This is a genomic window from Paraburkholderia sp. HP33-1, from assembly GCF_021390595.1.
GTDB lineage: Bacteria > Pseudomonadota > Gammaproteobacteria > Burkholderiales > Burkholderiaceae > Paraburkholderia.
The window spans coordinates 933,457-947,140 of record NZ_JAJEJR010000003.1 but is presented as its reverse complement, the minus strand read 5'-3'; the positions used below and the strand labels follow the sequence as shown (position 1 = coordinate 947,140).

Annotated in this window: 9 protein-coding genes and 4 pseudogenes; 5 read left to right on the top strand and 8 right to left on the bottom strand. The window is 62.3% G+C overall.

Annotated features, from left to right (window positions below; genetic code table 11):
* Positions 1-76 precede the first annotated feature (76 nt).
* Positions 77-2,047 (bottom strand): lytic transglycosylase domain-containing protein, encoded by a 1,971-nt coding sequence (locus tag L0U81_RS31265; RefSeq protein WP_233809668.1) that lies wholly within the window; start codon positions 2,045-2,047, stop codon positions 77-79.
* 188 nt (positions 2,048-2,235) lie between these two features.
* Between L0U81_RS31265 and L0U81_RS31260 the strand changes: the two genes are divergently transcribed.
* Together L0U81_RS31260 and L0U81_RS31255 are read left to right on the top strand one after the other, a co-directional pair.
* Positions 2,236-2,844 (top strand): hypothetical protein, encoded by a 609-nt coding sequence (locus L0U81_RS31260; RefSeq protein WP_233809666.1) that lies wholly within the window; start codon positions 2,236-2,238, stop codon positions 2,842-2,844.
* Between the two features lie 7 nt (positions 2,845-2,851).
* On the top strand, positions 2,852-3,034 hold the full coding sequence (locus L0U81_RS31255; protein ID WP_233809664.1) for a hypothetical protein: 183 nt from the start codon (positions 2,852-2,854) through the stop codon (positions 3,032-3,034).
* 238 nt (positions 3,035-3,272) lie between these two features.
* On the opposite strand, the pseudogene L0U81_RS31250 reads toward L0U81_RS31255, so the two are convergent.
* From L0U81_RS31250 to L0U81_RS31235, 4 genes and pseudogenes are all read right to left on the bottom strand, one after another.
* Positions 3,273-4,722 (bottom strand): annotated as a pseudogene (locus tag L0U81_RS31250) (IS1182 family transposase).
* A gap of 310 nt (positions 4,723-5,032) precedes the next feature.
* The gene (locus L0U81_RS31245) at positions 5,033-5,755 is read right to left on the bottom strand and encodes a substrate-binding domain-containing protein (RefSeq protein WP_233809662.1); all 723 of its coding nucleotides are present in this window, start codon (positions 5,753-5,755) and stop codon (positions 5,033-5,035) included.
* Between the two features lie 560 nt (positions 5,756-6,315).
* Positions 6,316-8,265 (bottom strand): M48 family metallopeptidase, encoded by a 1,950-nt coding sequence (locus tag L0U81_RS31240; RefSeq protein WP_233809660.1) that lies wholly within the window; start codon positions 8,263-8,265, stop codon positions 6,316-6,318.
* A 50-nt stretch (positions 8,266-8,315) separates the two neighbouring features.
* Entirely contained in the window at positions 8,316-8,915 is a 600-nt protein-coding gene (locus L0U81_RS31235; protein WP_233809658.1) for a LemA family protein, read from the bottom strand.
* A gap of 286 nt (positions 8,916-9,201) precedes the next feature.
* Here L0U81_RS31235 and L0U81_RS31230 point away from each other — a divergent pair.
* Positions 9,202-9,576, top strand: a pseudogene (locus L0U81_RS31230) (TIM barrel protein); the annotation flags it as partial.
* A 6-nt stretch (positions 9,577-9,582) separates the two neighbouring features.
* On the opposite strand, the pseudogene L0U81_RS31225 reads toward L0U81_RS31230, so the two are convergent.
* Positions 9,583-10,028: pseudogene (locus tag L0U81_RS31225) on the bottom strand (IS6 family transposase); the annotation flags it as partial.
* 15 nt (positions 10,029-10,043) lie between these two features.
* On the opposite strand from L0U81_RS31225, the pseudogene L0U81_RS31220 reads away from it, so the two are divergent.
* A pseudogene (locus tag L0U81_RS31220) lies at positions 10,044-10,228 on the top strand (IS3 family transposase); the annotation flags it as partial.
* A 112-nt stretch (positions 10,229-10,340) separates the two neighbouring features.
* Here L0U81_RS31220 and L0U81_RS31215 read toward each other — a convergent pair.
* Both L0U81_RS31215 and L0U81_RS31210 read right to left on the bottom strand, forming a co-directional pair.
* Complete coding sequence (locus L0U81_RS31215; protein WP_233809656.1) at positions 10,341-11,372, bottom strand: AI-2E family transporter; 1,032 nt, start codon at positions 11,370-11,372, stop codon at positions 10,341-10,343.
* A 47-nt stretch (positions 11,373-11,419) separates the two neighbouring features.
* The gene (locus L0U81_RS31210; RefSeq protein WP_233809654.1) at positions 11,420-12,079 is read right to left on the bottom strand and encodes a DedA family protein; all 660 of its coding nucleotides are present in this window, start codon (positions 12,077-12,079) and stop codon (positions 11,420-11,422) included.
* A 679-nt stretch (positions 12,080-12,758) separates the two neighbouring features.
* On the opposite strand from L0U81_RS31210, the gene L0U81_RS31205 reads away from it, so the two are divergent.
* The gene (locus L0U81_RS31205) at positions 12,759-13,676 is read left to right on the top strand and encodes a mechanosensitive ion channel family protein (protein ID WP_233809652.1); all 918 of its coding nucleotides are present in this window, start codon (positions 12,759-12,761) and stop codon (positions 13,674-13,676) included.
* Positions 13,677-13,684: the final 8 nt, after the last annotated feature.

Here is a 13,684-nt window from a genome sequence, read left to right as displayed (position 1 = left end):
GATCGTTGTTCAGTGTCGCAAATGTAGCCGCGACCACCGCGCCCATGCGGTCAGCGCAGCAGCGTTGGGCACGATGTCATCGGGGCTCGATATGGCCAAGCCGCTCCGTCAGCGATTGCGGGCGGCCATCGAACAGCGCCGCGTAGTAGACCGTGTTCGACAACACATTCTTGACGTAGTCGCGGGTTTCGTTGAAGGGAATCGTCTCCGCGAAAATCGCCCCTTCCACCGGACGTGGCAGGTTGGCCTGCCATTTACGCGGGCGCCCAGGGCCGGCATTGTAGCCGGCGGTCGCGAGCACGGCAGAACGGTCGAGCTGGTTGTAAATCATCGACAGATAATACGTGCCGAGCAGGATGTTCGTGTCGATGTCATTCATCCTCGCCCGCGAAATCGTACCGAGCCCGATCTTCCTCGCGACCCACGCTGCGGTCTCCGGCATCACCTGCATCAGGCCGCCTGCGCCAACGTCCGAGCGCGCATTGATGATGAAGCGCGACTCCTGGCGAATGAGGCCATACGCCCATTCGACAGCGAACCCGGTGGACTGCGCATCGCGCTCGACAATCGTGCGGAACGGCGCCAGGTAGCGCAGCGAAAAATCATGCTCGGTCTGCGTCCGGTCGGCGGTGCTCACAGCCCGGTCATAGAGCTCGATGCGGCGTGCGTACTCGGCGACTGCGAGCAGTTGCCGGTCGGTCATGCCGCGCAACTGCCAGTTCCACTCACGGTTGCCTTCCGTGCGCAGGTGCAGCGCATAAAAACGTATTGCCAGCTCGAAGCCCGGTGTCTGGCCGGCCTTCTCAACTTCCTCGTCGGTCACTTTGGTCTGTGGCGGAATTACGATCTGCTGGCCGAGCGCTTCGGAGGCCAACTGGCCATAGAAGGTGTAGGTTCCCGCGATCTTTCCGAATTCCTGGTCGGCTGCCGCCACCTCGCTTCTCTGCTTCAAGGCGCGCGCGTACCAGTAGACCCATGCGGGTTGCGCGCGCAGCGCGGCCGGCATCTGCTCAATCGACCAGCGCACCATCGTCCAGTCTCCTGCCAGCAGCGCGCTGCGCGTGCGCCACTCATAGGCCTGGCTCGACAGGGGAGCGTTCGCCGATAGCCGGTACCAGTCCACCGCGCCTGACAGCTGCCGGGTCGCCGCCTGATAGGCAATCGTGCCCCAGCCTATAGCGCGTTCCGCCAGGGTAAGCGACGGTGCGATCGCGGTGAAGATGGCCGCGGCCGCCGCCGGATCGCTGGCCGCCACCTGCGTGATGGCGAGCAGCGCGAGTTGATGGGACGCCACATCCATCTGGACGCCTTTCGCGAGCAGCAGGCGCGGCTGGTTCGTCGCCTGATCGAGGAGCAGCGGATCCGGGCGCGCCGCGCCCAGCGCATCGACCAGTCTGCCACCCGTCGTCGTCGCGCCCTGTTCGTAGGCCTGGCGAATCTGCTGCCAGACATCCTCCGAAGTGAACTGCCGGTTACGGTCGAGCGCGGTGATCAGATCGACGCAGCCGTCGCCGTACCACTTCGGCTCGACGAGCAGCGCGCGCGCCGCGTCGGCCACGTTCTCACCCCGCGCGGCGCGCGACTCGAGCGCATAGCACTTCACCTGCGTGTCGTCGTCCAGGACGAACTGTGAATATTGCGAATCGAAATCGTGCCAGTCGTGGCGCGCCCCCAGCACGCGCAGGTAGTCGTTGCGTAGACGGTCGGCAACCGCCTGTCCGTCGTAGCGTTGCAGAAACGACAGCACCGGTGCGTCCGGCGCGTCGAGATTCGCATGCCCCGCGCCGTTGAACAGACGCGGCTTGATCTGGAAATAGCTGAGATAAGCCGGCGCCGGATAATTCGGGATCAGGCTCGCCAATTGCGCGGCACGCGCGGGATCGTTGTCGCGGGCAGCGTCATGCAACTTGATGAAAATCTGATCGTCCGCGGAAAACGAGGAAAACCGGGTGGGATGTCTGGCTAGCACCGTGCCAGATATAACGAATGTCGCGGCGGCAAGGGCAAAACCGACCGCGCGAGACACCCGGTGAAGTCGTGTGGACATCGCTGTTTTTTCGTTGTTTCGGTGCAGGAAATTGAGTCAAAGCTTAGGCCGCAATGCGGCGAAGCGAAGCTTCGAAAAACACTGGACTCGGCCCGCAATTCGGCCCTTTGCGAGCCGGATGCCAATTCGCTCTGTCGTGGCGTAGGCGCGCGTTCAGCGAACACCCTGTTCTCGCCGGCGTCGCGGGAATGGCAGTCGCACTGGTCTTCGCCTTTCTCACGTTCGAAGCGATCCGTCAGGGCGTCACCAACGCCGTGATCACCGGGTTTGGCGTTACCGTCGTTGCGCTTGCTGGTGCCGCGGCGTGCCTCGCCTGGCTCGCCCATCGCGAAGAAATTGTTAGCCATCGTCGACTGCGTAGCCTTGCCGCGACTGACGCGCAATGGCGCGCGGCACAACGAAAACGCACCCCGCTGCCCGTCCTGTTCAAAGACATCGACCCCTTCGTGAGAACATCGCGGAAGGGCTGGAGAGTCGCGCGCGCATTGCCGTTCACGCCCAGGATTTCTGTTCACTGTCAGACTTGGCGGGGAGAGCTTCGGACTAGCCGCGGGGCCAGCATCGTCGCCACGTTCCCTGTCCGGGCGCGCTCGGGAATGACTGCCTCCATGCGGGTTTCACGGGACGAACTTCTTGCCGTGACGCGCGGCGACAGACGGACGATGCCCAAGGCGCCAGGACGCCAGCGCACGCCCAGATCAGATCAGGGGGAAGGATACAGGCGTACGCGGCAGGCGATCACCGCCGCCTTGCATCATGCCGCAAATTTGAAGGACTATCCGTCGAGCGGTTTATGAGCTACAGATGCATCATGCGGGCAATCCGACGGGTGTCGTGACCGTGAGTGCCGGCGTTGAGTCGCTGGTTCCCGTGCAAGGTTCAGACGGACCACTGGGCCTGATCGGGGCTGCCGACAAGGCCCTTTACACAGCCAAGGCTCACGGACGTAACCGGGTGTGCAGCGCTCGCGAATCGCTGTCGAACTGAACTCCCTGACGCGTCCATCCGGGACGAAGTACGGTGCATGCGCACGTCAATGCGGGTTTCCAACAGGCCGACTCACCCCCGTTCTTCCTAATCGGGGGTGCGAACTTGGCCGAGGCCGTGTAAAAACGTGCAGAACGGCCGGTTGGTGAAGTCCTGTCGGGAGCACGATTGCGTTGGACCGAGACGCAAGCGGATGAAGTGATCGAGCTTTGCCGGTGAACAACGTCGGCGCGCGAGTTCACGCGGCTGCCAGCTTCATTGCGCGCATTGTCTTTGCGAACCCGAGAATCCTTATGACGCGCTTGAGGTTGTGCCAGCACATGCAAACTCATTTCGGCCGCGACATGGCCCAAACGGCGCGTCTGGAAGTGGGTCGAACCCATCCAGTGCTTGAGTGTGCCGAACACATGTTCGACCGTTCGGCGTCGTATCGTCATGGCGTCGAGCTGGCGATCCAGCCTTGACTGCATTGTCTCGAGCACCGCTTCGTGTTCCCATCGTCGGATACGCCGGTAATCAGCCGGTGTGCACTGGCTTTTCATCGGACACTTTGGGCAAGCGCTGCTCCAGTAGGTACGCAGGGTCATTGGATTTTCGCGCTCGACCGAACTGAATCGGTAAGTCGCCCGTTGGCCCGCCGGACACAGGTACTGGTCGTCTTTGGCGATGTAGATGAAGTCGGCCCGGTCGAATCGTCCGTCAGCCTTTGCACTAGAGGTTCGCATTTTCGGCACTAGCGCCGCGATACCGGCGTCATCGCAAGCCTTGATCTCCGGGGCACTGAAGTACCCACGATCGGCCAGTGCCTTGATCGTCTTCTCGCCCATGGCATCGCGGGCGGCCTTTACCATCGGGCTCAACTGCGTCCGGTCGTTGCCGATGTTCGTCACTTGATGGGCCACGATGAGGTGATGCTTCGTGTCGACAGCCACCTGAATGTTGTAGCCGACCACACCTGTGCCCTTGGCTTGCGACATCATCGAGCGTGAGTCGGGATCAGTGAGCGAGACCTGCTTTCCGGATAAATCATTCAACAGTTCTGCGGCATGATTCAGATCGCTCATCTGTTCGCGCAGCGTTTCAATCTTTTCCCGTAGCCGTTCGGCTTTTGCTTCTACCTCGGCCGGTTGTGTTCGGTCGGCAGTCTCCAGTGCATCCAGATAGCGCTGAATGCCTTGCTCGATTTGTTCCTGACGCTTTGCAATCTTGTTGGGTGTGAAGTTGTTATCGCAGCTGTTGACCGCCTTGAACTTGCTGCCGTCGATGACCACGACTGCTTGCGTGAAGAGTTTCAGGTCACGGCATATCACCACGAAGCGCCGACATACGTTGCGAATGCCGGGACCATTACTGCGCCTGAACTCGGCAATCGTCTTGAAGTCTGGCGCGAGGCGACCAGTCAGCCACATCAGTTCGACATTGCGTTGACACTCCCGCTCCAGGCGCCGGCTCGATTGCACGCGATTGAGATAGCCATAAATGTAAATTTTGAGCAGAACGGCCGGATGGTAAGACGGTCGGCCTGTAATCGCGGGCGTGGCCCCGTCAAATCCCAGGGAGGCCAGTTCGAGTTCGTCTACAAATGCGTCCACTATCCGGACGGGATTGTCTTTGGCGATGAAGTCTTCGAGACATTCCGGCAGCAGCGTCGCCTGATTGCGGTTCGCACCTTCGACAAATCGCCCCATCTCCGCCTCTCGCGCTAACAGGTTGATTCAGTCCAGGTGATCGGCCGGGTTTTGACATGGCCTCGGCCGTAAGCCGACCCTCGCGGGTCTGACCTGAATGGCCGCGTTTGGCCGACTGTCGCACGACGTATTTGTCCGTAGCCAACCTGCTTCTGCCGTCCAGGAAAGAGTTCGAAAGCCGGCTCCCAAGCCAACGCGAGACGATCGCTGTCAAAGGTTGGACCTTAGCTCGTTGACAGCCGGTGCGCATGACCATCCTACGGCGGCCGCCGCCTTCGGTGGTGGCGTGTCGGCAGCGCTGCTGCTTCGCTCAGTTCGCGGGCGCCGCTGTGAGCGGTTCGAGCCCGGTTCTCGCAATCGCCGGCGCCGCTTCCGGCGACGACAGAAAACGGATTAGAGCCTCAGCGCCGGCCGGATTTTTCGCAGCGGTGGCGATACCCCCGGAGTACATCGTGTACCTTTGTAATTCCGCGGGCAAACTGCCGACCACAGTCACCCCCTTTACCGGCAACAGTTCCACGACCTGCTGTAACCCGAGTTCTGCTTCACCGTTCGCGACGATAGTCGCGACCCGCTCGTCCGGAACCATGCGGCTCCTGCTTTTCACGCTCCCCTCAATGCCCAGACGCGCAAACAGTTCGTTGCCAATATAGACTCCACTCTCGCTGTGCGGATAGACGATTGACTTCGCTGCGAGCAGCGTGCGGCGCAATGCGTCCGCAGAGCTGATGTCCGGTTTCGTCGCACCTTCGCGAACCGCCACGCCGATGGGCGAGCGTGCGAAGTCCACCTTGCTGCCAGGCACCACCGTGCCGGCGTTAATGTGATGGTCGAGCGCATCGCTGACGACGATCAGGACGTCGGCCCACTCGCCACGCGCAAGCCGCACGGGGATGGCATTCACGGCCGTGCCCTCTGCGGGCCCCCAGATGGTGAACAGTGTATCGCCGGTCGCTTCCTCGAATTGCGGGCCCAGTTCGCGATACGCTGGGCCAAACCAGCCCGACATCATTACCTTGACTTCGCCTGCCAATGCCGCGCTGCTACCCAGTAACGCGAGCGTCAAGCAGAACGCAAGTGCGCGAACCCTCAGCTTGTGGATAGTCACTGTTCCGCCCCATCTCAATCGGCTGGCCCACCCTTGACGCGCAGCTTATCCTGATGCCGGTCATGATGGGAAGCATCTGATCGCACCGGTGCAATCTCGCTGGCTGTGGCTCGACGACGTCGAACTGACCTCGTACCCCATGCGCCCTTCTACACGCTCAGCCCGGTACGTGTTGCGTCCGCCGACAAAATGAACCGTTGCCGATACACGGATGATCCGGGTCTGCGTGGTCGCGAGGTTGCCGATTGGAGTATGAGTTAGGCGTCGGGCGGGTTCGCTTGAATCTCAGCATCTGGATCAAAACGAAGCCGGCAACGACACACAACGATTTTCCCGGGAGCGCACGGAATGCGCGACGATGACATCGCTGTGACTGCTGCCGATTAGTTCTATCCTCTTGCAACATAAGCAGTCCTGTTCATAGCGGAAGCTCGCGCATCCCATCTTCGTTATTGCGACACAGCCCCGCCTGGCTGCAATGTCTTTCATCGTCCTTCCGATTTCTCCACGACGAGGGGCGGTAGCGGACAGTCGAGCGTATCGCAAATGGCGCGGAGCAGCTCTGCTTCACGGACACTGACCTGCTGATTCGCGAGGATGCAGCCCGCGCAGGCGGCGACGATCCGGCGCTTGATTGCCGGCACGGATTGATTGAGCGTTTGCAGGGCCGCATCGAACCCGGCGAGGGAGCATTCCTCGCGGGGCGGCAAGCGGTGCGTGTGGTCGCCGCCAATGTATCCGCGCATGCCCGTATCGAATGCACGGGCGGCCTGGTCGCGTTCCGGCTGGCCTTCCCAGGCCAATAGCGCCAACACCGTCGCGACCTGGGGCGCCAGTTTTTTCGGTGAGCTGTGCACTGGACGCGTCTGACGCTGAGGCAGGAACTGGGCGTCGAGATGGCGATGCAGTACACAGCGGAGCGCGTACTCGTACAGGCTCAGCCGCTGGTCGGCGACCATCAGTAACTCTACCTGGGCGCGAAAAGCACGGTGCTGGCGCGGTGACATCTGCCGCAGGGCCGGCAAGGCCAGGTCCAGCAGGGGCAGCCGATGCGTGTCCGGCAGTGCCTGGACAGGGACAACAAGCCGCAAGGCTTCCGCGAAGTCCTGCGGCTCAGCGCCGGCCTTCAGTTGGGTCAATTGGATTTCCCGCAGGTTCGCCCTTGGGTCCATGAGAAGAGCATAGACGAGGGCGCGAGCGCTGAACGGCTCCTGTACGGCAACCCGGAGCACCTCGGGCATGCTGTCGTGCAGCTCGTGGGCGTAGTCAATCACTTCCGGATCGATGTGCCCAACCCGGGACGCCGTGTCGGCAGCTAACCCCAACACCGGCATAGGCACCTGAGGAAGCCCCGGGAACGTTGGTGGCCGGGCGAATGGCGGGACTCGGCTGGGGCGGCGCTCTTCGAGGTCTTCCCGATCGACGCCGACCGGCCGCACTTCCGGGAACCGGCCGTCGAACTGGGGATTGAGCCGGCGAATGCGCTCGACGAGGGGCGGGTGGGTGGCCAGCAGTCCGGTGAGTCCCGCGCCGGCGAAGGCGTTGGCGAAAAACATGTGAGCGGCCTCGGCGGCCCGGGGGGTGTCGATGCGCGACCCCTCGGCCAGCCCGCCAATCTTCTTGAGCGCCCCGCCAATCCCGTCGGGGTTGCGCGTGAACTGGACGGCGCTGGAGTCGGCCAGGTACTCGCGCTGCCGGGACACCGCTGCCATGATCAGCCGACCGAAGAACGCACCCACCAGTCCCAGCACAAACACGCCCAGACCCAGCAGCATCATGCCGCCACGGGAATCCTGTCTTCCCGAGGAGCGTCCGCGGGACGCGAACATGAGGCTGCGGCCGATGATGGACAACACCATGATCCCGAAGATCAGGCCGATCAGCCGGATGTTGAGCCGCATGTCACCGTTGAGGATGTGGCTGAACTCGTGGGCCACCACGCCCTGCAGCTCGTCGCGGGTCAAGTAATTAAGGCAGCCCTGGGAGACGGCGACCACGGCATCGCCTGGGGCGTAGCCGGCCGCGAAGGCATTGATGCCTGCCTCAGGCAGAACATATACGGGGGGCACCGGCACTCCCGCAGCGAGGGCCATCTCCTCGACGACGTTGAGGAGCCGTTTCTCGCGCGCGTCGGTGGTCGTGCCCGGCACCTCCTTACCTCCCAACATCAAGGCGACGGCCTGCCCGCCGGAAGCGAGCTGGGCCACCTTGATCGCGCTGGCCCCGCCGACCACAATGCCCACCCCCGGCGCCGCGATCAGGAGCATGTCAGGTTGCCACCAGGGCACTGGCTCGTGGGCGCCATACGTGCTGAACGCCACCAACAGGCCGTACACGAGGACGATCAGAATCAGGATCGCGAGGACGAAATAGACCACTAGCTGGAAGGTCTTGCGCCTTGCCGAATCCTGCTGCTGAAAGAAATTAGTGGCCATGGTCGGCGCGGTTTTGGGCGCTTGAAGCGCGGAGCCGTGGCGGTTCCGCGCTACCGGAACGACACCTTCGGCGCGGCGCGCTCGGCCTCCGCGGTTTCGAGCAGTGCTGCTTCCTTGAATCCAAACATGCCGGCCACCATAACGGCGGGGAAGACCTCGCGCCGGATGTTGTACTCGGTGGCGGCGTCATTGAAGGCTTGCCGGGAGAAGCCGATCCTGTTTTCGGTCGAGGTCAGTTCCTCCTGCAGGGCGAGCATGTTCTGGTTGGCCTTGAGGTCGGGGTACGCCTCGGACAGGGCAAAGAGCCGGCCCAGGGTGCCGCCCAACTGGGCCTCGGCCTGGTTGAACCCCCGTATGGCCGCCGGGTCGCTGGGGTTGGCGGCGACTTTCTGCTCGGCCGCCATCGCGCTGTTGCGGGCCTTGATGACGGCGTCGAGCGTCTCCCTCTCGTGGCCCATGTAGCCCTTGACGGCTTCGACCAGGTTCGGAATCAGGTCGTAGCGGCGTTTGAGCTGCACGTCGATCTGGGCGAAGGCGTTCTCGAAGCGGTTCCTGGCGACCACCAGCCTGTTGTAAATGCCCATGAGCCAGAGCGCGAGCAGCAGCCCGACGCCCAGGAGCACGAGCAGGATGATGATGGCGGGAGTCATCGCTCCTGACCTCCGACGAGATGACCGTCCCATCGCATGACGACTGGTGAAAGACGCCGAGGGACAGTCGAGTAACAAATGTTAACACTTCCATCGACGCCTAACCAGGCTCGTCTCCAATCGTTCTATCATCAGCCAGGAGCATGCTTCATGATGCACCATTTGGCTATTTGGTTGATAAATCTAGAGATATCTGTAGTGGCGACGGTGCCGCGGGAGATTTTCTGCCCGAACGGATTACAGCGCTACCGGGGCGCGATGACGATTTCAGGCGCAGCGTCGAAACCGCGCTGAAATCAAGATGATCGTGATCGAGCCGATCAACACGCGCTACATACCCCGCTATTTCCTGAACCGGCAGCAGGACGCGTACGACGTCTGCCGCGAGGTCGGCGCGCCGAACCTGAAGGCGCAGTTCGACCTGTATCACTGCCAGATCGCCGAAGGCGACCTCGCGGTGAAGCTGAAGACGCTGCTCGCAGGCATCGTCCATATCCAGGTCCCGGGCGTGCCGCACCGCCACGAGCCCGACGAGGGCGAAGTGAATTATCCGTGTCCGTTCGACCTGATCGATTCGCTCGGCTACGACGGCTGGATCGGCTGTGAATACATTCCGAAATGCAATTTGTCGGCCGGTCTTGGCTGGATCTGTCGTTGGCTGCCGGCTAATCGTCTCGGGCTCGCCGTTCTGGTCGATCCCTTCCTGAAATAACGAAGAGCAGCCGCCTTGTCACGATGGACTCGTAGCAGGAAGTCAACCATCTTGCCCTCCGTGTCGGGCGGCACGGTACAAATACTTCCATTGGCCTTTGACCTTGACGTAAGTCTCACCGACGCGCCGGCTCCTGCCCATCACACGCATGCGATTGCGAAGCGCCTCTTCGAACAGCGGCCCGAGCTTGATGAGCCAGCCATGCACGCTCGAATGATCCATCTCGATTCCACGCTCCAGCATCATCTCTTCGAGGTTGCGCAGGCTCAACGAATACGCCGGATACCGGCGCACGCACAGCAGAATCACCGCCAGTGGATAGTGCAATCGCTTCGGTACCTTGCCAAGGCCACCGGGCAGCGTCTTGTGTAGCGTCTTCGTTTTGCCATCATGCTCGTCATGCGTTACGGGTCGACAGATCTCACTCGGCCGCGTTAATGCGACAGAGACTAGCCGTGAGCAGGCCGACGCTCTACAACTGAAAAAAACAAACTAATCGGTCGCGAGGTTCCGGCATCCATGAAACGCCACAACAATCCATCACCGGCCCCTGAGCGGGGCAGAACTGGCGCGGCAGGTCGAGTCGTTTCGGCGGGACATTCCTGAACCGCCTTTCGACAGTTTTCGAACGCGAAGTCCGGTTCGTGAGACATGGCGGACTCGCGCGCGATGTATCCCCGAAGCTATCGGTCGTCACCGACGGGCGAACAACGTTAGTCGTCGTTCGTCAGGAGAACTGCGAAACGACGTGTCGATTCGAACGCGGAAAACGCAATGACCAGGCCGACGGTGATCGGCACTGCGAGGAAGGCACCCGCGATGCCCCAGATGGACGACCACACTGCCAGGCTGATCAGGATTACTGCGGGGCTCAGGTTCAGTGAGCCGCCCATCAGCCACGGGTCGAGGAGATGGCCGACCACGAAGTTCGCGAGCGTGAGCGAGATGAACAGCACGAGCGCCGCGTTCCACTGGCCGAACTGCAGCGCGGCTAGCAGCGTCGGCACCGCGACCGAGATCCACGAGCCCGCATACGGGATGAAGTTCAGCAGGCCGATCAGCACTGCCCAAAGCTCCGCGAATTCGAGTCCGACGAGCCGCATGCAGATCCAGCTCGCGATGCCAAGGATCGCGCCAAGCAGGGTCTTCATAGCGAGATAGACGCCGATCTTCGAGTTGATCTCGTCGATTACCGACACGATCCGCGTCGAGCCGCCCGCGAAGTTCACGAGCTTGCGGCGGTATTTCGCGTGCTCGATGAGAAAGAACGTCGCATAAAGCAGCACGACGATGATCGCCGCGAGTAGCGACGACACCGACGACAGCGTGGCGGTCATGATCGCCTGCACGTTGACGCTCGCCAACAGATCGCGGCGGATCGCAGCCCAGTTCGCCTCCGTTTCGATGTGCAGCAGCGCGGCGAACCTCGTAAGCAATAGGAGCAGCGTCGCCTCGTACTTCGGCGCGACGGCCATCAGCCGGTCCCTGTCAGACAGCAGCAGGTCGACCGACAGATAGACCGTGAAGAGCATCAGCGTCGCAGCGATCGCGTGGCGCAGGCCGTCCCGCAGGGGAGCACCGAGGTAGGGAAGGCGGCGCAGCAGCTTGGCGAGACCGAAGACCACATACGTCGCGATGATGGCGAACGCAATCGGCACCAGCACGGGGCGGCCGACATACAGTCCCCACCCGAGCAGTGTTGCGAGCACGGCCGCACATGTGCATTTCAGCAGACCCTGGTTCATGCGTTTCCTCGCGAGCAGCGCTGCCTGCCGGGTTGTGGGCCGCCGGGTCAGTCGCAGCGGGACTTTTCGTCGGATAGCGTCGGATCGGTGGTGCGGTGCCTGCGCCGTCCTCGCCATAGCAGGCTGACGACGAGCGCGACGACACCCGCGCCGATCACGATCGCCATCGCAGCCGGCAGGTGCGAGCGGACCCATGGCACGTTGCCAAAGAAATAACCGGGCCCCGCGAGTGAGCATATCCAGATCACTGCGCCGCCGGTCGCGAAGCGCACGAAGCGGCGAAACGGCATCTTCGTCGCGCCGGCGACCGCGGGCGCGACCGCCCGGACGATTGCGATGAACGGAGAGTACAGCAGCAGCGCGGCGCCGTGACGAGCATAGAGTGTGCGCGTTCGCCCACTGACCTTGTCGATCCAGCCGCTGCGCTTCGGTTTCCATACCGACGCGACCGCAAGTGCGAGCGCATAGTTGAACACGGTTCCGGAAACGGCGGCCCCGACCAGCACCGGCGCGAGCCACACAGGCTGCAGCACGCCGACAGCGGCGAGTGCGCCGGACAGGAACAGCAGCATGTCCGCGGGCAGAATGACGAGCGGCAGTACGCCGACACTGCAGAAGACGATCGCCCCGACGATTGCGTAGGCCAACGGTCCATGCTGGACCAGCAGCGCTTCGAGGTCCTGTTCCAGTCGCAAGACGAATTGCATGAACGTCGCCATGTGTGCCGGCTACGTGTCCGTTTGTCGAGGGAGCAGTATAACGGCACGCGTGCGGCGGGCCCGCACTGTGCGGCCGGCGGGCGGAAGCGCCTTGCGCACCGAGGTCGCGAGCAGCCAGCTAGCGCTGTCTCCCCGACCGCGTGCTGGAACTGGCGGTTTTAAGGGTACCAAACCGCCTGCGGCAAGGCTCTGCTAGTGCGTATACGACGCCGCAGCCGACTCATCAGAAGCGTGCGAGTGAAAACCAATGCGTTCAATGCGTTGAGCGAGTCATGAGCCTGTTGTCCACAGGCTTGTGCCCAGTTTCTGTGGGTAACTTGAGCGGTTATCGAAACGCCCGCAGAGAAAGTTGAACGGGGTGTGAGGACATCGTTTCCGGTTCCTCGAAGTCACGCGGGCGAGGCCGTTTATGGGCGCCGGAGCGGGCGGCCGCTCGCTCGAGCGGCTCCCGTTACGACGACGGAAGATCGATGGTGACAGACGGCTATTCCGGGAAGCGACCTGGATAACAGGCTCAGATAAATCACGCGGCTTTAACCGCTGAAAATACCCAAAATGGAAGTTATCTGGTTAAATTCGCGGAAGCCAATCGAGTTCGTCCACGTATATCGTCGATACTGGCACGCGGCAATCTACCCGCTGTCCAAAAAAGGGATCGTCAAGACACATGGAGAATCTTCTCGTCGAAATCAGTCCCGACAGATGGGACTTCCTGCTGGATACGCTCACCGCGCTCTCGATTCGTCTGTGCGCCGCTGCGGCGATACTGGTGATCGGATGGTGGGTCGCGCGCCGCGCTTCGTTGTCGCTGCGCCGGCTGCTCGCGCGTCAATCACGCATGGACGCCACGCTGCGACCGATCCTCTGCGACATTGGCCTGTGGGGCATCCGGATTGTCGCGATCGTCGGCGCGCTGTCGCAGTTAGGCATCCAGACGGCCAGTATCATTGCCGTGCTTGGCGCCGCCGGTCTTGCAATCGGTCTCGCGCTGCAAGGCACGATGCAGAACATCGCGGCCGGCATCATGTTGCTGGTGTTGCGGCCGTTCAAGGTCGGCGACTATATCGAAGGCGGAGCGGGCAGTGTCGCGGGCACGGTCGTCGAAGTCAATCTGTTCACGACGCGCCTCACCAAACCCGACGGCATTTGCGAATACGTGCCGAACAGCGCGTTGTGGAGCAATTCGATCCGCAACTTCAGCCGTAATCCGATGCGCCGGCTCGATCTCGAAGTGGAGATCTCGATCGGTGACGATGTGGATCGCGCGCTTGAGGCGCTGCGCACCCTCGCCGCGGCCGACCCGCGTGCGCTCCGCGATCCCGCGCCGCAGGTTATGGTCATCCGCTTCGACGACAGCACGGCGGTGCTGAATATCCGCGTCTGGTCGAACACGGACATGTTCTGGACCATGCGGTGGGAACTCGCGCGCCAGGTGCGTCAAACACTGACCGACGCGCATTGTTCGCTGCCGTTGCGCACCCGCGAATTGCACATCGTGCCGAGCGCGACGGCCGCAACGGCCACCGACACAGCCGCCGGTCAGGCAGGGTCATCCGCGATCAGAAAACCGGAGCAGGGGGTGTAACCCCCGGT